16 protein-coding genes are annotated in these 19,759 nt (G+C 58.6%); 11 read left to right on the top strand and 5 right to left on the bottom strand.

The genetic code is table 11. From position 1 onward, the window contains the following. Positions 1-93 precede the first annotated feature (93 nt). Positions 94-561, bottom strand: a complete 468-nt coding sequence (locus DW913_RS09995) for a hypothetical protein (RefSeq protein ID WP_147349627.1) — start codon at positions 559-561, stop codon at positions 94-96. 276 nt (positions 562-837) lie between these two features. On the opposite strand from DW913_RS09995, the gene DW913_RS03920 reads away from it, so the two are divergent. After that, positions 838-1,269: an Hsp20/alpha crystallin family protein gene (locus DW913_RS03920; protein WP_055251783.1), complete on the top strand. Its 432-nt coding sequence runs from the start codon at positions 838-840 to the stop codon at positions 1,267-1,269. 82 nt (positions 1,270-1,351) lie between these two features. On the opposite strand, the gene DW913_RS03915 is transcribed toward DW913_RS03920, so the two are convergent. Beyond that, the gene (locus DW913_RS03915) at positions 1,352-2,161 is read right to left on the bottom strand and encodes an MBL fold metallo-hydrolase (protein WP_117797653.1); all 810 of its coding nucleotides are present in this window, start codon (positions 2,159-2,161) and stop codon (positions 1,352-1,354) included. 48 nt (positions 2,162-2,209) lie between these two features. Here DW913_RS03915 and tilS point away from each other — a divergent pair, with 48 nt between their 5' ends. From tilS to DW913_RS03890, 5 genes are all read left to right on the top strand, one after another. After that, on the top strand, positions 2,210-3,751 hold the full coding sequence (gene tilS / locus DW913_RS03910; RefSeq protein ID WP_199580746.1) for a tRNA lysidine(34) synthetase TilS: 1,542 nt from the start codon (positions 2,210-2,212) through the stop codon (positions 3,749-3,751). 147 nt (positions 3,752-3,898) lie between these two features. Continuing rightward, on the top strand, positions 3,899-4,447 hold the full coding sequence (gene hpt / locus DW913_RS03905) for a hypoxanthine phosphoribosyltransferase (RefSeq protein ID WP_055251779.1): 549 nt from the start codon (positions 3,899-3,901) through the stop codon (positions 4,445-4,447). Between the two features lie 61 nt (positions 4,448-4,508). Continuing rightward, a complete protein-coding gene (gene ftsH, locus DW913_RS03900; RefSeq protein ID WP_304999772.1) occupies positions 4,509-6,587 on the top strand; it encodes an ATP-dependent zinc metalloprotease FtsH in 2,079 nt (692 codons plus the stop codon). 169 nt (positions 6,588-6,756) lie between these two features. Then, the gene (locus DW913_RS03895) at positions 6,757-7,947 is read left to right on the top strand and encodes a pyridoxal phosphate-dependent aminotransferase (protein WP_117797651.1); all 1,191 of its coding nucleotides are present in this window, start codon (positions 6,757-6,759) and stop codon (positions 7,945-7,947) included. Positions 7,948-8,106: 159 nt separating this feature from the next. Then, positions 8,107-8,928, top strand: a complete 822-nt coding sequence (locus DW913_RS03890; protein WP_117797650.1) for a phosphatase — start codon at positions 8,107-8,109, stop codon at positions 8,926-8,928. A 100-nt stretch (positions 8,929-9,028) separates the two neighbouring features. On the opposite strand, the gene rlmD is transcribed toward DW913_RS03890, so the two are convergent. After that, positions 9,029-10,477, bottom strand: a complete 1,449-nt coding sequence (rlmD, locus tag DW913_RS03885; RefSeq protein ID WP_117797649.1) for a 23S rRNA (uracil(1939)-C(5))-methyltransferase RlmD — start codon at positions 10,475-10,477, stop codon at positions 9,029-9,031. A 337-nt stretch (positions 10,478-10,814) separates the two neighbouring features. Here rlmD and DW913_RS03880 point away from each other — a divergent pair, with 337 nt between their 5' ends. From DW913_RS03880 to DW913_RS03865, 4 genes are all read left to right on the top strand, one after another. Continuing rightward, positions 10,815-11,675, top strand: coding sequence for a transporter substrate-binding domain-containing protein (locus DW913_RS03880; RefSeq protein ID WP_117797648.1), 861 nt, complete (start codon positions 10,815-10,817; stop codon positions 11,673-11,675). A gap of 150 nt (positions 11,676-11,825) precedes the next feature. Then, the gene (locus tag DW913_RS03875; RefSeq protein ID WP_233502679.1) at positions 11,826-12,479 is read left to right on the top strand and encodes an amino acid ABC transporter permease; all 654 of its coding nucleotides are present in this window, start codon (positions 11,826-11,828) and stop codon (positions 12,477-12,479) included. Beyond that, positions 12,472-13,236: an amino acid ABC transporter ATP-binding protein gene (locus tag DW913_RS03870; protein ID WP_117797647.1), complete on the top strand. Its 765-nt coding sequence runs from the start codon at positions 12,472-12,474 to the stop codon at positions 13,234-13,236. The genes DW913_RS03875 and DW913_RS03870 overlap by 8 nt, the downstream gene beginning before the upstream one ends. A gap of 306 nt (positions 13,237-13,542) precedes the next feature. Continuing rightward, positions 13,543-15,618 carry a translation factor GTPase family protein gene (locus tag DW913_RS03865; RefSeq protein WP_117797646.1) on the top strand — a complete coding sequence of 692 codons (2,076 nt, stop codon included), beginning with the start codon at positions 13,543-13,545 and terminating at the stop codon, positions 15,616-15,618. A 113-nt stretch (positions 15,619-15,731) separates the two neighbouring features. Here DW913_RS03865 and DW913_RS03860 read toward each other — a convergent pair whose 3' ends face one another. After that, positions 15,732-16,715 (bottom strand): DNA/RNA non-specific endonuclease, encoded by a 984-nt coding sequence (locus DW913_RS03860; RefSeq protein ID WP_117797645.1) that lies wholly within the window; start codon positions 16,713-16,715, stop codon positions 15,732-15,734. 119 nt (positions 16,716-16,834) lie between these two features. Further along, positions 16,835-17,845: a LacI family DNA-binding transcriptional regulator gene (locus DW913_RS03855; RefSeq protein WP_233541990.1), complete on the bottom strand. Its 1,011-nt coding sequence runs from the start codon at positions 17,843-17,845 to the stop codon at positions 16,835-16,837. 415 nt (positions 17,846-18,260) lie between these two features. Here DW913_RS03855 and DW913_RS03850 point away from each other — a divergent pair, with 415 nt between their 5' ends. Next, the gene (locus DW913_RS03850; RefSeq protein WP_117582933.1) at positions 18,261-19,733 is read left to right on the top strand and encodes a PTS fructose transporter subunit IIC; all 1,473 of its coding nucleotides are present in this window, start codon (positions 18,261-18,263) and stop codon (positions 19,731-19,733) included. Positions 19,734-19,759 lie beyond the last annotated feature (26 nt).

The following is a 19,759-nucleotide window of genomic DNA, read 5'->3' as shown; positions in this document are numbered from 1 at the left end:
GGGGAGGCCTCGCGGCCTCCCCCTTTTTTGCGTTTACCGGGCATAAATGATTCATTTACGCCAGACGATTTAATTCTTTTTGGTATTGAGCTTTTATTTAAAGAAAATAAAACGAATAACAAGGGCAATTGCTATGGCTGCAATGATCAAAAGCAGGATTGTCAGTCGATGCTGCTTGCGTCGTTTACTTGATGAAACGAAGATTGATTTTCCCTGTTTTGGCGTTTCGAGATAGCGAGCCGAATGCGTCAAGGTTTGCTTTGGTCGAGGACCTCTTTGTTGATGAGCGGCGGATGCTTTCATCGGCTCATCACTAGCTGCGCTGTTTTTAGATAATGGTGCGTCTTTCAGATATACAGGGTCTCCCGAGGCGACGCCCATATGTTTGCGTCCCGTTTGGGCATCCTCGAGCGTTTGATATCGATTTCTCGTCACATACTCTGGCTCAGGATCATTAATGGGCTCTTGCGAGATGTGGGGGCGATGGAACCGTGGCGGCTGCGTGGAAGTTTCTTCCCCCTGCGTCTGCATAAACATTTTGTTCTGGTTTTGGTCGTCCATGATGCCCTTTAGCTCGTTACCAACAACGTGTACGCGCTCATTGTAAGCCCCTTGTTATTTGTAGCTGCGAACATACTCGTTATTTAAGCTCTGGTTCAAAGAACCTTAACCTTACTAAAACCTGAGTCAATTACACTTAGATATGCTTATAGTACTTGACTCAAAAAACTTTATAGCCAATGTATATATAAGCACTGTGTGGGCATATATATGAGCGTCAAAAGAAGTCCCAGTCACCTAGAAGATGGCTCGGCAGTCCTAAAAGGAGTGGTAAACATGGCAAGCATGGTTCCTTATCGTTCGGTTTTTGGCGTTCGTCCTTCTGCTAGCTCGCTGTTCGATCTGTTTGATGATATGACCGATCTTGCAAACAACTCGATTGCTTCCAAGGCGTTCCCCGTTGACGTTGAGGACAAGGGCGATGGTTATGAGGTCAAGGCCTATCTGACCGGCGTCGCTAAGGATGATATCGACGTTGAGCTTAACGAGGGCCGCCTGTCGATTAGCGTGAACGTTGTGGAGGACGAGGAGAACGAGGGCAAGAACTTCCTGCAGAAGGAGTTTAGCTCGTACAGCGCGACGCGCGGCGTGTATCTAAAGGACGCTTCGAGCGAGGGCCTCTCGGCTAAGTACGCTGACGGCATCCTGACCGTTACGGTTCCCAAGATCGTCGAGAAGAAGAACGTTACGAAGATCTCCATCGACTAACTTCGTTGGTGTTCTGCGCTATTAAAAGACAGCAAAAGGGGCTGGGAAGCGATTCTCGGCCCCTTTTGCTGTCTAGGACAGTCTATTGAATGGTTGCCGGCTGATACTGACTCGCAGGGCGTATCGAGAGTTTTCGCGATCCTTGGAGAAGGGTTGCGGAGCTGCCGACCTCGTCATCCAGGGTTGCGGCCAGAGCTTTGGCATAGCTTTTAACGGTAAGGCTCGGACGATTGTTATCTTGGCTGATATGCATGGCAATGAGCTGTTCGGTGCGATCGGTAACAAGTTCGCGCGCGGCTTCGGCGGCTTGACCATTGGAGAGGTGTCCCCTTGCAGACAGGATGCGCTCCTGAAGAAAGCGGGGATATTCTCCCTCGCGCAGCATGGCCACATCGTGGTTGCTTTCGAGCGCGAGGACTCGACAATCTTTGAGGGTGTTCATGGCTTGGCTCGATAGCTCTCCGGTGTCGGTGGCAAACCCAATGGAATCATCGAGAGCATTGAATCGATAGCCGACCGGATTGATGACATCGTGTGATGTTGAGTAGGTTTGCACGTGGATGCCGGCAATGGATAGGGCGTCACCGGGATCGAATTCCTCGACAAGCAAATGCGAAAGATTTTCTTTGCTCGAAAGAGTGCCCCTGCTGGCAAAGAGGGGGCCGTGCCAGTGCTTGCACCAGACATCGAGGCCCTTGATGTGATCGCTATGCTCATGAGTAATGAGAAGAGCCGAGACGTTGTCTGCCGAGAGCCCCAGTTCTGCCATGCGCTTTAATGTCTCGCGGCGAGACAGTCCGTCATCGACCATAATGAGCCCCTGCGGGCCCTCGATGAGTGCGCAGTTGCCTTTAGAGCCACTGCCGAGGATATGAAGGTGCAGGCGAGACATAAGATTCCAAAGGATACAATGGGTGCGAACGAATAGAGGAGGAAGCAAATGCCAACGGTATCTCAGCATTATGGACACCATGCTGCATCGTGGGCTGATGATAAAGCCTTGGCAACGCGGCAGACGGCTGCCCCCGTGGTGCTCATGGTATCAGGTGGTGCGGACTCGACGGCTTTGCTCCTTATGGCGTGCACATCAAAGTTGGATATTCTGGATGGGCGTGGTGTGGCCCCCATCGCGCGCGAGCGACTGCACGTGCTGCATGTGAACCATCATCTGCGCGGGGAGGCATCCGATGGCGACGAGGCCTTCGTGCGTGAGCTCTGCGCGCAATATGGTCTACCGCTGTGTGTTGAGCATGCCTATTTTGATGATGAATCGGGCAATATCGAGGCGGCTGCCCGCGAGGTGCGCTATGCCGCGGCGCGAAGGTATGTTCGCGAGCTCTGCGCCCAGACGGGGGCACCGCGAACGGCGGCTCGTATCTGCACCGCGCACACGTCTTCGGATCGCGCGGAAACGTTTTTGATGAACGCGATTAAGGGTTCGGGGCCCGCTGGTCTATCGAGCATACCTCGCCGGAGGAATATCGTGGTGCGTCCCTTGCTCGACCTGACTCATGATGAGCTCGTAGGCTATCTGCAGGTGCATGGTCAACCGTGGCGTGAAGATGAAAGCAACGAGGACGTTTCGTACTTGCGCAACTATGTGCGCCATCGGGTGATGCCGGTGGTGGCGCAGCGCAACGCGAGCGTCTGTAAGACGATTGGCGCCGCCTGCGAGATCTTAGGCGATGAGGATGCCTTTCTTTCCCAGCTTTCCGCACAGGCGTTCCGAAGCTGCCTGCGTAAGGAGGCGGCGGGTGCACTGGTCCTTGACGCTCGTCGACTGGCCGCGGCTGAGGTGGTAATCGCGCGGCGCATCGTGAGACTGGCGATTAAACGCATCGATCCGGACGCTCGTCCAGAGATGCGACATGTGGAGCGAGTCCTTTCCTGCGTTGCCGAGGGCGCCGGCTCGGTCACGCTTCCGGCGGGGATTGACGCACGCATTGAGTTTGGCATGCTGGCGTTTAAGGCGCCGGTGGCTCGCGAGGGCCTGGTCGCGGACTGGGTTACCGTACCCGGTCGTTTGCCGTTGGGCGGGGGACGTGTGCTGGTCGCAGAGCCGATGGCCGTTGAACCGGGATGCGATATCGTGCGCCGCGCCCGTGAGCTTGCGGCTGCCGGGGAAGTGACAGCTTTGGTAGACGCGGCTGCCCTGGGTTTTGCCGACAGCGATAGTGAGCGGATCCTGGCGGGCTCGCGTGGCGAGATCCCTGCCGAGGCGCGATTGGCGCGCCTGTGGGTGGACGGTCCCGCACCGGGAGATGTGATGTGCCCGTTGGGGATGAACGGCCGAAGCAAGAAAGTGTCAGACCTGCTGAACGAGGCTCGTATTCCCGTTTCTGAGCGCGCAGGCGTTCCTGTGGTGAGAACGGCTCCGGGAGGTGCCGTGGTATGGGTCGCCGGAGTTCGCGCGGACGAGCGTTTTAAGTGCACGGCCGCAACGCGCGTGGCATATCTGCTCCGCGTGGTCGATGCGGAATAGCGTCCCACGCCAGCTATTCTGTGCGACGTTGACGGTATTCCCGCGCTGATGGCGTACGGGCTGGAAAATATACCCCGTGCGCTGCTAGAATGTGAAGTTCGCGTCCATACGGCGGTGTGTGGGCGATAAGCACAAGAAAGGGTTGTCATGGCTTCTCAACATCCGGATATCGAGAAGGTTCTGTTTACGCAGGAGGATATCGACGGTATCGTCTCTCGCCTAGGCGAGCAGATTACTCGCGACTACGCGGGTAAGGATCTGGTGCTGATTGCGGTCCTGCGCGGCGCCGTGGTCTTTATGGGCGACCTGATGCGCAAGATCGAGCTGCCGACCAACATCGATTTCATGGCCGTTTCGAGCTATGGCGACGGTGTGAAGTCCTCGGGCATCGTGCGTATCATTAAGGACCTGGATATCGACATCCGCGGTCGCGACGTGCTGATCGTCGAGGACATTCTGGACTCGGGCCTGACGCTCAAGTATCTGATGAAGAACCTCGAGAGCCGCAAGCCCGCTTCGCTGGAGGTTGCCGCCTTCCTGTGGAAGGACGTTGAGGACCGTACCTCGGCCGTCACGCCCAAGTATGTTGGAACCCATTGCCCCGATGCCTTTGTGGTGGGCTACGGCCTCGACTATGCCGAGCGCTATCGTAACCTTCCGTATCTGGGCATTTTGAAACCGGAGGTTTATTCGTAAGATGCCCGACGACCGTAACGATAACAATTCCCAGACTCCCCGGGAGCCTAAGATCCCGGGGATGCCCGGAGGCAAGAAGCCCACGCGTACGGGCTGGCTGTATTTTATTTTGGCTTGCGCGCTTCTGGGCTACGCCTTCTTTAACATGGGCTCCGGCTTTGCCAATTCCAGCAATACCGTAAAGCTCGCGACGAGCGAGATGGTTAACGCCATTAAGCAGGATCGCGTCGAAGATTTGACCTATACGGTTCAAGACGGAAGCGTGGCGGGTCATTACTGGAAGACGAAAAAGGACAAGGGTGACACGAGCGAGCTCAAGAGCTTCTCCTCGACCTATGTCGGCTCCGATTCGCTTGCCGAGCTTATGGCGGAGCACCCCGATACCAAGTACATCGTCAACACCAATGACCCCGATTTTTGGGGCGACTTGGCGATGAGCGTGCTTCCGACGATCGCCCTGATCGCCATCATGTTCTACTTTATGCGCCAGATGATGGGCGCCAACAACAGGAACATGCAGTTTGGCAAGACCAACGCCAAGACCAACGAGGCAACGCGCCCCAAGGTCAAGTTTGAGGATGCTGCCGGTGTGGACGAGGCAGTCGAGGAGCTCGAGGAGATTCGCGACTTTTTGAGCGATCCGGACCGCTATCGCAAGCTGGGCGCCAAGATTCCGCGCGGCGTGTTGCTGGTTGGCCCTCCGGGTACCGGTAAAACCCTGCTGGCCAAGGCCGTCGCCGGCGAGGCGGGCGTGCCGTTCTTTAGCATCTCGGGTTCCGACTTTGTCGAGATGTTCGTGGGTGTCGGCGCCAGCCGCGTGCGCGACCTTTTTAAGGAGGCCAAGTCTCAGGCTCCGTCAATCATCTTTATTGACGAGATCGATGCCGTGGGACGTCAGCGCGGAGCTGGCTTGGGCGGCGGTCACGACGAGCGCGAGCAGACGCTCAACCAGCTGCTGGTCGAGATGGACGGTTTTGAGGAAAGCGAGTCGGTCATCCTGATCGCCGCGACCAACCGTCCCGATATCCTGGATCCGGCATTGCTGCGTCCCGGTCGTTTTGACCGTCAGGTTACGGTCGACCGTCCGGATGTGAAGGGCCGCGAGCAGATCTTGCGCGTGCATGCCGAGAACAAGCCGATGGACGAGGACGTGAAGTTTGAGAAGCTCGCCCAGATGACCGTTGGCTTCACCGGCGCCGATCTGGCAAATCTGCTCAACGAGTCTGCGCTGCTGGCTGCCCGCCGCCATCGTTCCGTGATCTCGATGGACGAGGTCGAGGAGTCGATGGAGCGCGTGATTGCCGGTCCGCAGCGCAAGGGTCGCGTGATGACCGAGGCCGAGCGCACCACGATTGCCTACCACGAGAGCGGTCACGCCCTGGTGGGCCACATCCTGGAGCATTCCGATCCGGTTCATAAGATTTCGATTGTCAGCCGCGGCCAGGCTCTGGGCTACACGCTGCAGCTTCCGCAGGAGGATCACTTCCTCAAGACCAAGAACGAGATGCTCGACGAGCTCGCCGTGTTCTTGGGCGGTCGCGTTGCCGAGGAGCTCATGTGCGACGACATCACGTCGGGCGCGAGCAACGATCTGGAGCGCGCAACCAAGATGGCGCGCGAGATGGTCACGCGCCTGGGCATGAGCGAGGAGCTGGGCACGCAAGTGTTTGGCGAGGCGCAACATCAGGTGTTCCTGGGCCGCGATTACGCCGATCACCAGGATTACTCCGAGGAGACGGCGCGCCGCATCGATATCGAGGTTCAGCGCATCATGCGCGAGGCCCATCGCCGTGCGGTCGAGATTTTGGATGCCCGTCGTGATCAGCTCGATCTGATGGCGAAGGTGCTGCTTGAGCGCGAGACCGTCGAAGGCGACGCCGTGAACGCCCTGCTCGACAACGGGTGGGATGCCTACCTTGAGCGCGAGGGCGATATCCTGGCGGCCAAGGAGGAGCGCAATGCCAAGGCGGCCGGCATGCCGACCAAGAAGCGCACGCCTCGCATGAGCGAGGAGGAGCTGGCGGCCGATGCCGCGGCTTTTGCGCAGGCGGCCATGCAGGAGGATGCCGAAGCCGCATCCGATGATGCTGGCGATGGCGATGCCGTCAACGCTGATGGCAACACCGACGCCGACAAATAGTTCTTGCAGTGAAAGCCTCCGCGGGGAAACCCGCGGAGGCTTTTTCTTCATCGATTGGGGACAGACTTAAATGAGCGTTTTCACGCATTTAAGTCTGTCCCCAATCAACATTGCTGCGGCACTTCGCCCGACTAAAGCGTACAATACCGCCTATGCGAAAGGGGAACAGATGATCAACGAAACTATGTTTGCTCGCGGTGCGGAAAGTTCCATCATCCGCGAGATCTTTAGCTATGGCCTTGAGCGCAAGGCGCAAATCGGCGCGGAAAACGTGTTCGATTTCTCGCTGGGCAACCCGAGCGTTCCTGCTCCCGCTGCCGTCGCGGAGTCCATCAAAAAGGCGCTTGAACTGCCGAGTGACCAGCTGCACGGTTATACGCCCGCTCCGGGCCTGCCGCAGTGCCGTACCGCCGTGGCTGAGTCTCTTAACCGTCGCTTCGGTACGAGCTATGAGGGCAAGGATGTCTTTATGACCGTGGGCGCGGCGGCTTCGCTCACCTGCACGCTCAATGCCGTTACGAACCCGGGTGACGAGGTCATTGTTATCGCCCCGTACTTCCCGGAGTATCGCGTGTGGATTGAGAAGGCCGGCTGTACGTGTGTCGAGGCGCTCGCCGATGAAGATACGTTCCAGCTGAGCGTGGATAACGTGCTCAAGGCGATTACCGACAAGACGGCAGCTGTCATCATCGACTCACCGAATAACCCGACGGGCGCCGTGTATACGCGCGATACCCTGACGCGACTGGCCAATGTTTTACGCGAGGTCAACGCCAGGCGCGATCCCGAGAATCCGATCATGCTTATCTCGGATGAGCCGTATCGCGAGATTGTCTATGGCGCCGAGGTGCCTTGGGTGCCTTCGATCTACGAGCACACCATCGTGTGCTACTCGTATTCCAAGTCGCTTTCGCTACCGGGCGAGCGCGTCGGGTGGATCCTGGTTCCCAATACGAATCCTCAGGCAGCTCGTCTAATGCCCGCCGTTGCCGGTGCCGCCCGTACGCTGGGCTTCGTGTGCGCTCCGGCGCTCTTCCAGCGCGTGATTATTGATTGCATCGATGAGCCGAGTGACGTTGAGGCCTATGCACGCAACCGCACGGCGCTTACCGATGCGCTGGCGGAGTACGGCTACACCTATGTTGAGCCGGATGGTGCATTCTACCTGTGGGTGAAGGCGCTGGAGCCCGATGCGAACGCTTTCTGCGAGCGCGCGAAGAAGTATGAGCTGCTCGCGGTGCCTTCGGATAGCTTTGGCATGCCGGGCTGGTTCCGCATTGGCTACTGTGTGAGCTACGAGACCATCGTCAATTCGTTGTCTGCCTGGAAGCAACTGGCCGACGAATATCGTCGAAAGTAAAGCGCTCTGCTTGCAATGTTTTACGTGAAACGGGGTTTGGTGCTAAGCCAGACCCCGTTGTTTATGCCGTTGTGTGATTGGGATGAAGCAGTTTTACGACTGCCGAAAGCTATGCGTACAATGAATATACGCGACGGCCATACTGGACAAGGAGACCCGATGCCCTACCTTCTTTCTTGTGATATTCATACTCATACGATGTTCTCTGCGCATGCGTACTCAACCATCGAGGAGAACATCTATTGGGCGGCAGAGCGCGGCCTTCAGGTGCTCGGTTCAGCCGATCATTTAAGCTCGATGGTTACGCCTTGTCCCAATGACCTGCGCAGTTTCCAATTCTTTATTAACCAGGATATCTGGCCGCGCATTTGGAGCGGCGTGCTGGTGCTTCGCGGCGCCGAGGCCGATATCGTTTCACTGGACGGCAGCTTGTTTGGCGAGGACATTCCCGTTTCGCTCGATATCGCCGGCGATTCGTATAGTCGTGAGCATTCGCTGTTCGATTTGGTGACGCGTAATTTGGATTATTTGGTGGCAAGCGTGCATAACCCGCAGTTTGCCGAAGGCGCGACGCTCGCCCAGACAACCGAGATGTACATCAATGCCCTGGAGCACCCCAAAGTGTTTATGCTGGGCCACACGGGTCGCTCGGGTGTTTCCTTTGATATCGATGAGGTGTTGTTGGCGGCAAAGGCCAAGCACAAGATTATCGAGATTAACAACCATAGTCTTGAGCATGGTACCGATGCCGAGCATTGGGGCGCTTGTCGCAAGATTGCCGAGCGCTGCGCCGAACTGGGCGTGGGGATTGGCGTCTCGACCGACGCGCACATTGGTATGGCAATTGGCAAGCTCGACCAGGCGCGCAAGATGCTCGATGAGATTCACTTCCCGCTGGATCTGATCGTGACGCGCGACCGCGAGACGCTGCTGCGCGAGATGGCGGCAGCCGGCGTGTGTGACCTGCGCAAGAGCATGTAACGGGCTCATATATTCAACGAAAGGGGGCGGTCCAGACGGGCCGCCCCCTTTCTTGTGCCGGTAGATTTTAAGGCATGTCCCAAAAATCTACTGGGGTGGGTTAGCGGCGCTCGAGGACCGCGACGGTCTCGGTGTGGTCGGTATGGGGGAACATGTCGACTGGCGTGATCTTGAGCAGGCGATAGCCTCCGTCGAGGAGCTGGTGCAGGTCGCGCTCTTGGGTCACGGGGTTGCAGCTGATATAGGTGATGCGGCGCGGCTTGAGCGCGCAGGCGGCCTCGAGGAACTCGGGGGTGGAGCCGGCGCGCGGCGGGTCGATGGAGAGAACGTCAACGCGCTCGTTGTTATCGGCGGCGTCCAGGATGTAATCGGTGGCGTCGTCGGCCATAAACCAAGCGCTGCGGGTGAGGCCGTTGAGCTCGGCATTGCGACGTGCGTCGGCAATGCCCGCCGGGTTGCGCTCCACGCCGAGCAGCATAATGCCAACACCCCTGTTCTGGGCATCCTTCGCGGCGCACAGGCCGATGGTGCCGCTGCCGCAGTAAGCGTCCATGAGAATGTCGCCCTGCTGCAGGTCCATGCCGTCAATCGCGAGCTGATAGAGCAGCTCGGTCTGCTGCGGATTGGTCTGATAGAACGCGGTAGGGGAGATATCGAATTCGCAACCGAGCAGCTGGTCGCGCATGCACTCGGCGCCATAGACGATACGAGTCTCCTCACCCAAGATGGCGTTACCGGGACGGCCGTTGATATTTTGGGCGACGGTGACGATATGCGGATCGAGCGCCGCGACGGCCTCAAAGAACTCCTGCGCATGCGGTAAGTCACGCTGGGCGGTCACGAGCGTAACCATGACTTGGTCGGTACGCCAGCCGCAGCGGACGACGGCATAGCGAAGCAAACCAAGATGCTTGTCCTCATTAAAGGCGGGAATATGCAGCCGCTCAGCTTCGCGCGCGATGCCGTTGAGAATCTGACGGGCACCCGGCGCCTCGACAGGACACTCGGGTACGGCGACGATTTTGTGCGTGCCGCGCTCAAAAAAGCCACAGCGGACAGTGCCCTCCTTACCGGGTGCAAACGGAGTGGCAGCTTTATGACGAAAGCCACGCGGCGCAGGATATTTACCCGGGTCGCCCAGGGTGACGCCCATACCGCGAATAGGATCAACGGCGATACCCTCACGCTCGCAGAGCTCAGCAAACAGCTCCTCCATAGCAGCCTGCTTGGTCGCCAATTGCTTCTTATAAGGACGATTGAGCGCCGTGCACCCACCACAAGCCCGCATGATGGAACAAGGCGACTTGGGATCCCCGATCTTTCGCGCAGGCTGAGCCGAATCCTTGCGTGAGTCCTTGGAACGAACGTGAGACGCTTTATCCCCGCCGTGACGAGAGCCAGAACGCTTGGTCTTAACCTTGCCTTTGGCCGACTTACCCTTCGCATCCTGAGATGGCTTGGATTTCTTAGAAGATTTTTTCTCCTCCGACCCCTCAGCCGCCTCGATCAAAGCACGACGAGCCTTACGCTCCGCACGAGATTCTGCCATCAATAACTCCACTAATTCATGAATTTAAGCTGCAAGTATTGTACCGTTCCAAGCCAGCAGACGATATGCAAGCGGTTTATTCGTGTTAGTGATAAGCCCAACGACGTTTGCCCGCCGGGTGCCGGGGCAGGGGTTAAGTTTGTCGCGAGTTCCGCACGAACAGGAGAGCACTTAATGTGCTCTCCGTCGTGAGCAGGACTGTAGAGCAGCAAACTTAACCCCTGCCCCGGCACCCGGCGGGCAAGCCCTCCCTTGTACTCCATCTCACTAAAGTGTATGATTCTGAACGTTACATGACTCACTTTACCTAACTAAAGTGCCATCAAGGGGGAATACCATGAATACCGATATGTCTCGTCGTCAATTTGTTGGTCTAGCCGGTTCGCTTGCCACGGTGCTTGGCCTCGGCCTGGTAGGCTGCGGCGGTGGTGCCGGCAAGGGCTCCGCTGCTGGCTCTGCCGCGGCCAAGGATGTGAAGGGCGCTGCGGAGTCCAAGAAGCTCGTGGTGGGCTTTGACAAGTCCTACCCTCCGTACGGCTTTGTGGGCGACGATGGCGAGTACACCGGGTTTGACCTCGATCTGGCTAAGGCCGTTGCCGATAAGCAGGGCTGGGATGTCGATTACGAGGCCATCGATTGGGATGCCAAGGACACGCTGCTCAACTCCGGCGCCATCAACTGCATCTGGAATGGCTTTACCATGGAGGGTCGCGAGGACGACTACACGTTTTCCGAGCCTTACATGCTCAACGAGCAGGTGCTCGTGGTCAAGAAGGACGCGGGTATCAAGAGCTGGGACGATCTTGCCGGCAAGACCGTGATTACCCAGACTGATTCCGCCGCACAGGATGTGCTCGAGGGCGACCAGAAGGATCTGGCCGCGACGTTTGCCACGCTCGATACCATCGGTGAGTACAACACGGCGTTTATGCAGCTCGAGAGTGGCGCAGTCGATGCCGTTGCCTGTGACCTCTCGATCGCTCAGTATCAGCTTGCCGCCAAGCCCGATGCCTATACGCAGCTCGACAAGCCGCTGTCCAGCGAACATTACGCCGTTGGCTTCAAGAAGGGCGACACCAAGTCCGCCGATGCCGTGACCGAGTCGCTCAAGGCGCTCTACGAGGACGGCACGGTCAAGGACCTGTGCGATAAATATGCAAGCTATGGTCTTTCCTTCGACAACTGGGTGCTCAAATAGCGGCTTTCCCAGGCACCCGATTTTGCCGTTCAAACCGTCGCTTGCGTACATTTAGTACGCGGCGCTCCTCTTTCACGGCAAACTCGGGCACCTGGAAAACCCGCTTTAGCATTGGGTTCGCTGTTCCGTTACTGTGAAAGAGAGCTTGGGTTGTCTATTCAGGTCATGATGCAGATGCTTGGCCAGGGATTCTTGGTCAGCTTGCAGCTGTTTGTGCTGACGCTGCTCGGGTCGATTCCACTGGGAATCCCCGTGGCGTTCATGCGCATGAGCAAAATTGCGCCGCTCCGCTGGATTGCGCGCATCTATATTTCGGTGATGCGCGGTACGCCGCTCATGCTACAGATGTTTGCCATCTACTTTGCCCCGTACTACGTGTTTGGCATCTCGCTCACGCCCGATTCCAAATGGACGGCGTGTGTCGTGGCGTTCATCATCAACTACGCCGGCTATTTTGCCGAGATCTATCGATCGGGCCTGCAGTCCATTCCGCGCGGCCAATACGAGGCCGCCGAGGTGCTGGGCTACTCGCGCCTGCAGACGTTTTTGTACATTGTGATGCCGCAGGTCGCCAAGCGCATTTTGCCGGCGATGGGCAACGAGATTATCACGCTGGTCAAAGACACGTCGCTGGCGTTTGCCATCGGCGTGGGGGAGATGTTCTCGACGGCCAAGGCGCTGGTTGCCTCGCAAGTGAGCATGGTGCCGTTTGCGATTGCGGCGCTGATCTACTGGGTCTTTAACTTTGTGGTCGAGATGCTGCTGGGCGCCGCCGAAAAGAGGCTGGACTATTATCATGACTAACTCGGTGATGAAAATTGAAAGCGCGCGCAAGGCGTTTGGCGGCAATGAGGTGCTCAAGGATATCTCGCTCGAGGTCAAGCGCGGCGAGGTCGTGGCGATTATCGGGCCTTCGGGCGGCGGTAAGTCCACGCTGCTGCGCTGTGCCACGCTGCTCGAGACGCTCGACGGCGGCTCGCTCTCGTTTGGCGACCTTGCCGTCGCGACGGATGCGGGTTCGGGCGCGATGTACGCAAAGGGCGATGTACCTAAACAGGCGCGCTCGCGGTTCGGTCTGGTGTTTCAGAACTACAATCTGTTCCCGCACTATACCGTGATGAAAAACATCACCGATGCACCGATCCGCGTGCTTAGGCGTCCGCGCGAGCAGGCGGAGGCCCGCGCACGCGAGCTTATTGCACAGATGGGGCTTACGGGTAACGAGAACAAGGTACCCTGCGAGCTTTCGGGCGGTCAGCAGCAGCGCGTGAGTATTGCCCGCGCCCTGGCGCTCGACCCGGAAATCTTGTTCTTTGATGAGCCGACCTCGGCGCTCGATCCAGAGCTGACGGCTGAGGTGCTGCGCGTCATCAAGGATTTGGCCGCGCAGAATATGACGATGGTGATCGTGACGCACGCGATGCAGTTTGCCCGCGACGTTGCCGACCGCGTGGTCTTTATGGATGGCGGTCGTATTGTCGAGGAGGGTCCTGCCGAGCAGGTTATCGATCATCCGCGCGAGCAGCGTACACGCGAGTTCTTGAGCCGTATCGAGGGATAGGCTCAGCTATTTGCTCAACTATTTATTGAGGTGAAACCGCCGCAGGTCTTATGATCTGTGGCGGTTTTTTGCATCCGCGGGGTTCAATAATCGCCTCGCAAGCTCGCTCTCTCCTCTCGCCGCCCGTATCCATACGCGTGCCGAAAGGTCTGCATGGACAGGCGACTGCAAGGGTAGGGTGGTGGCATAGGACATTTGGAGGGTGAGTCGGCTCGGCTGCCGACCATGCTGCTCCCGGGACGGCACCGACCGCGAACTCTCCCCGTTGGCGTCGCGCATCGCGCGCGACCCTGCAAGGAGGTCATCATGGGTGCTCCCAAGACCGGCAATGTAAGGAACGTGGTGCTCGTAGGCCAAGGCGGGGTGGGCAAGACTTCACTCGCCGAGGCCATGCTCCACCTTTCCGGTAAGACCGCCCGCCTGGGCGGCCACGACGGCACCAAGCCCACGCTCGACTATGACCCCGAAGAGGTCAAGCGTGCATTCTCCATCTCGACGACCATCGCGCCGATCGACTGGAAGGGCGCGCGCATCAATGTGCTCGATGCCCCGTGCTACCCCGATTTTATCGGCGACGCCTTTGCCGCGATGAGCGTCTGCGAGACGGCTCTGTTTGTGGTTGACGCCGAGGCCGGCCCGCAGCCTACGACGGTTAAGCTCTGGTATGCCGCCGAGGACCTGCGTCTGGCACGTGCGGTATTCGTAAACCGCCTGTCGCGCTCCGAGGCCAGCTTTGCGACCACAATGGACCTGCTGCAGGAGCGCTTTGGCACGCGCCTGGGCGCCGTGACCCTTCCCTGGGGCGAGGGCGAGGACTTTGACGGCATCATCGACCTGGTGCGCATGAAGGCGCGCCATTGCAACGGCATCGAAGCTGTTGAGTCGGAGATTCCCGAGGAGTATCGTGCCCAGGCCGAGGAGGCCCATGACCATCTGTGCGAGTTGGTGGCCGAGGCCGACGATGAGCTGATGATGAAGTACCTGGAAGGCGAGGAGACGCTGACGCAGGAGGAGCTTGAAGGCCTGCTGTCGAAGGCGATCGCCGAGCGCATCTTTGTGCCGGTCTTTGCGGGCGATTGCATTAAGGAGCAGGGCGTCAACTCGCTGATGGACGACATTGCCACGTACTTCCCGGCGCCGACCGACTACGGCGAGATGCCGCTTATCGACGGCGATTCGCTTAAGATCTCGAGTGACGATGATCGTCCGGTGGCGTTTGTGTTTAAGACGCTGGCCGATCCGCAGCAGGGTCGCATCAGCTTTATCAAGGTGCTGACGGGCACGCTTGAGCCGGGCCTTGAGCTGATCAACGCGCGTACCCGCAAGAGCGATCGTCTGGCTCACCTGTATGTGATGTGCGGCCGCGATATGACCGAGGTCGGTCACGCCTATGCCGGCGACATTATCGTGGCGCCCAAGTTGGCGGCCGAGACGGGTGACACGCTCTCCATTACCGGCAAGGTCGAGGCTGCGGCGTTTAAGTTCCCCAACTCGCAGTATCGCATTGCCATCGAGGCCGAGAACCGCGGCGACGAGGAGAAGCTCTACACGTTTATCGAGAAGGCCTGCAAGGCAGACCCGACCATGAGCATCGACCGCGACGAGGAGACTGGCCAGACCATTATCTCCGCCGTTGGCGAGGCGCAGGTTTCGGTGCTGCTCAACCGTCTGGAGGATCGCACCAAGGTTGCTGCCAAGAGTGTGCCGATCCGCATTCCGTATCGCGAGACCATTCGCCGTACGGCAAGTGCCCAGGGCCGCCATAAGAAGCAGACCGGCGGCGCCGGTCAGTACGGCGACTGCTGGCTGCGCGTGGAGCCGCTCATTGGGCCCGACGGCACGAGCGATGGCTATGAGTTTGTGGACGAGGTCGTGGGCGGCCGCATTCCGCGCTCGCTGATTCCCGCCGTGGACAAGGGCGTCCAGGAGACCATGAAGGACGGCATCATTGCCGGCTACCCGCTCACGGGCATTCGCGTGGCTGTGTACGACGGCTCGTATCACAGCGTCGACTCCAACGAGATGGCGTTCCGCGCGGCGGCCCGCATCGGCCTGCGCAAGGCATGCGCCGATGCCGACCCGGTGGTGCTGGAGCCCATCGAGGAAATCACGGTGACAATCCCCGAGAGCTACGCCGGTGCCGTGATGGGCGACATCTCGGCCTCGCGCGGTCGCGTGACGGGCATGGAGACCGATGAGCGCGGCGATACCGTGGTCATTGCCCAGGCCCCGTTGGCCGAGCTGACGGATTACTCGACGCGCCTGCGCTCCATCACGCGCGGCACGGGCGACTTTACCATGAAGCCCGCTGGCTACGAGCAGGTGCCCTATGACGTTCAGGCCAAGCTGGTCGAGCGCTATGAGGAGGGCCGCGCTAAGTAACGTGTGGCTTTGTCTGCGCCACGCATGTCGATGCAAGGGCCGCTCTGGGTGATCCGGAGCGGCCCTTTTTGATCCCTGGGGGATTGCAAATCGGTTCTTGTTGTGGCTCGGGGCTAATCCCCCGAGGTCTGGTTGCGGCCGGTGGCGTAGTCGATTTGCACATGCGGTTGCAGGTTGTAGCAGTACACGTGGAAGCACAACGTCTTGCCGTGATCCTCGACCGACTGCGCCTCGAGGCGGACACCGCGGCAGACGAGTTCCTCTTCGTTATACATGGGCGTGACGCGGTAGAGCACGTGGTTGCCCGTGTCGCGGATATAGCCGAGGATTTGCTCCTCAAACGGCAACATGCCCGTTTCGTTGAGATAGCGCGTGCCGGTGAGGAGATTCTTGCGGTTGGCGTTTTCGCCGCAGAGCGACCAGGCGATGAGGTGACAGCGGTTGTAGAGGCTCTGGCCTGGAATAAAGTCGTAGCGCTGCTGGTGCCAACCGGCAGGATGGATACGCGAGATATCGCCGCGCTTTCCCTGTCCGAGTGACTCGGGGCCTATGCAGGCGAGTGCTTTGCGGGTACGGCCCAGGCTGTCGAGCTTTGAGAACTTCTTAAAGCATCCTTCTTCGGTGGCCCGCTCGTATTCATCGAGCGTGAACGACGGTGTGCCGAGCGGGTGCGTGCCATCGGCGCGAAGGGCAACGTAGGGGTTGCCGGCGTAGTCGGGAATGCTGGTGAGGTATACGCCGCGCGCGCGGTCGAGATCGGGGTTTTCGACTTCGTCGATGGGGGTGGCAGTGCTATCTGCGGAAGTGTCGTCGCCGGTGCCGGTTGTGGTGGATTCGGAGCCATCGTCGGTGCTTTGGCCGCCTTCGGAATCCGTGGAGCTTGCCGTTCCTGATTCGAGGCGGGCGACCAGGTCAGCCTCGTCCTCGGTGCGGCTGGGGCTCTCGTTTTGCTTCTCGGCCAGGGCCGCCGCCTGCTCATCGCTTTGCGGCGACAACAGTTTGGGTGCCCCGTCGAGAGATCCTGTAAACAGCGCAAATCCCAGCACCACGGCGGTGCCGATGGAAAGTACTTGCTTGTAGGCGGACTTGCGCGACATGGGGGCTCCTGGATGGACGGTTGGGAATCTACCAGTCTAGCAGGAGCCGGCAGGGGCCGTTCTGCCGAACAAATACTTAAGATTTGGGACAAACACTCCTGATTAATTTGTCCCGCGGTCTAGATCGAGGTGGAGTCGAGCCAGTTGAGCTTGCACTCGAGAATGCGCTGCTCGCCGGGTTCGCTGCTGCCGTCAAGTAGGGCGAGCAACATCTCGGCTGCTTCGCGACCTTCCTGGTCGACGGGCTCGATGATGGTGGAGACGGTCGGTGTGGTGAGATTAGTCCAGTCTTCGCAGTTGAGTCCCAAAAGGCCGATTTGCTGCGGAAGCAGATGGGCCATGGGCTGAAGTGCCTTGTAGACGCGGGGGAGCGCCCATTGGTTTTGGACAAAGATGAGCGCACGCTTGGCGGGATTAAACTTGAATTTAAAGTACTCGGTAAGCTCGTTGATTGACGGCTTGTTGTGGTCGATGGGGATGGCTTTGTAGAGCTGCCCATTCGCGGCTAATGCCTCGGCATATCCCTGAAAACGTTCCATGCGGGTGCGCATTTCGGTCATATTGGCGGCAATGGAGAAAAAGTCCTCGTAGCCGGCATCGAGAAGCGCCTGCGTGGCATTGTACACGCCGTCGTAGAGGTTGGTTTTGATCCAGCTGGTGCCTGGGCTGTAGATGGCCGCATCGAAAAAGACGACCGGCTTGCCGGCGCGTCTAATGCGGTCGTGCACGGCTTTGAAGTTTGCCGTGGGCTGGATGATAAAGCCATCGACGCCCAGCGAGAGCATCTTGTCGACGTACATGAGCTCGGTCTCGGGGTTAAAGTTGCTCGTGCAAACGACCGTCTGGTAGCCCGCGGGGAGCATGACCTGCTCCATGCCATTGAGAACGAGCCCCGCCCATTTGTTGGTGTTATCCAAAATGATGATGGCAATGACGTGGGTTTGCTTGCCGGTGAGCGTCTGCGCTTGGGCGTTGGGAACGTATCCGAGTTCCTTAATGACGCGCGCGATTTTGTTCTGCGTCTTTTCGCTAAGCTTTTCTCGTTTGTCGTTGAGGTAATACGAGACGCTTGCCGTCGAGGTTCCCGCCTCTCGAGCGACGTCTGCGATCGTAACGCGCTGTTTTGCCACAGCGACTCCTTCCGACAGATGAGCATTTTCCAACATGATGACTTTGAGTCTTGGTGAGGGATACGCTTCGGTGAGCGACCTTTTCCTTTCATATGAGTATGCAACAAATGCGGTATACGGGTGGGGTCGAAATTTGTGACCGGCATGCGCATCTGCCGTCTACCGAGAAAATCAAATACTTCTTGACTTTTGAAATCGAGGGTAAAATCGCAGGATTCATTTTTGGTTAAACGCATAACTAAATAGCGTAACCAACGCTCTGACCTGCGCGTTTACCGAAATAAACTGGCATTAAGAAAAACGAGCACCTATATTGGTCTTGTCGAAAAGACAGCAAGTCCAAACGGCAGGGGATGCTCCGGAGGCCTCCGCAAACGGTGTCTTGCGCACGCAACTCTATGAAAAGAGGGAAGCAATGAAGATCGTAGGCGTTGCCGCCTGTACCGTGGGTATCGCCCACACGTATATGGCCCAGAAGGCGATTCAGGATGAATGCGCCGCTCGTGGCATCGAGTGCAAAGTCGAGGCTCAGGGTGGTCTGGGTATCGAGAATGAGCTCACGCAGGAAGACGTTGATTGCGCCGACCTGGTGCTCGAGTCCGTCGACGTGGGTGTCGAGAACGAGGACCGTTTTGAGCAGAAGATGGCCGAGGGCAAGTTCCTCAAGGTCGGCACCTCGGATGTAATCGCCGATCCGGTAAAGATTATCGACCAGGCTGTCGAGATCATCAAGGCGACGGGCGGTGCCGTTGACGCGTCCAAGGCCGAGGCCAAGGCAGAGAAGAAGGCCGTCTCCGCTGCCCCGCAGGCCCCGACACCGGCGTCCAAGCAGTCCATCTTTGCCGACCCTGGCAAGACGCTGCTCAATGCATTCAATACCGGTGTTTCCTATTTTATCCCCATCGTCGTTATCGGTGGCGTGTTCCTCGCCTTCTCGTTGGCATCCGGTACTGCCGGTGCTAGCGGCATGGAGGTCACCAACCCGTTGATGGTGAGCCTTAACACTATCGGCATGGCCGGCATCTCTATGATGATTCCGGTGCTTGCGGCATACATCGCCTACTCGATGGCCGGTAAGCCCGCACTTGCCCCCGGCTTCGTCCTGGGCTACTTGGTTAACAACGCCGTCGTCACCCCGAGCGGCAACAGCGTTTCGACCGGCTTCTTGGGCGCCATGATCATGGCTGTCATCTGCGGTTACTTTGTCCGCTGGATGAAGACCTGGAAGGTCAACAACACCATCCAGACCATCATGCCCATTCTGATCATCCCGATTCTGACCTCGCTCGTCCTGGGCATGGCTTACATCTACATCCTGGCCACGCCGCTTGGCTTTGTGATGGATTGGCTCACCAGCGTGCTCGGCAGCCTGCAGGGCGGCTCCGCCGTCGTCCTGGGCCTGGTCATTGGCGTTATGACCGCTTTCGATATGGGTGGCCCCATCAACAAGACCGCTTCGACCTTTACCATGGCCATCATGGCCTCCGGCATCTACGGCCCCAACGGTATGTTCCGCGTCGCCGTCGCCATTCCCCCGATTGCTTGCGGCCTCGCTGCGCTCATCGCCAAGAACAAGTTCGATGACGCTGACCGTCAGATGGGCATCTCTGCGCTGTTCATGGGCTGCATCGGTATTACCGAGGGCGCTATTCCCTTCGCGGTCAAGGATCTTGGCCACACCCTGCCCGGCATTTGCATCGGCTCTGCCGTGGGCGCGGCGCTTGCCGCCTTCCAGGGCATCGACTGCTATGTTCCGCATGGTGGCTTTATTGTCGCCCTGGCCACCAACAACGTCGCGCTGTTCTGCCTGGACATCGTGATTGGCTCCTTGGTCGCCGCTGCAATCCTGATTGCCATGAAGCCCACGCTCGATAAGCAGGCCAAGTAAACCTTTAAGGACTCCGGCTGTGCGGA

This window comes from Collinsella sp. AM42-18AC (assembly GCF_003467965.1).
GTDB lineage: Bacteria > Actinomycetota > Coriobacteriia > Coriobacteriales > Coriobacteriaceae > Collinsella.
The sequence above is the reverse complement of the archived record's forward strand: the minus strand, read 5'-3'. Positions and strand labels throughout refer to the sequence as shown.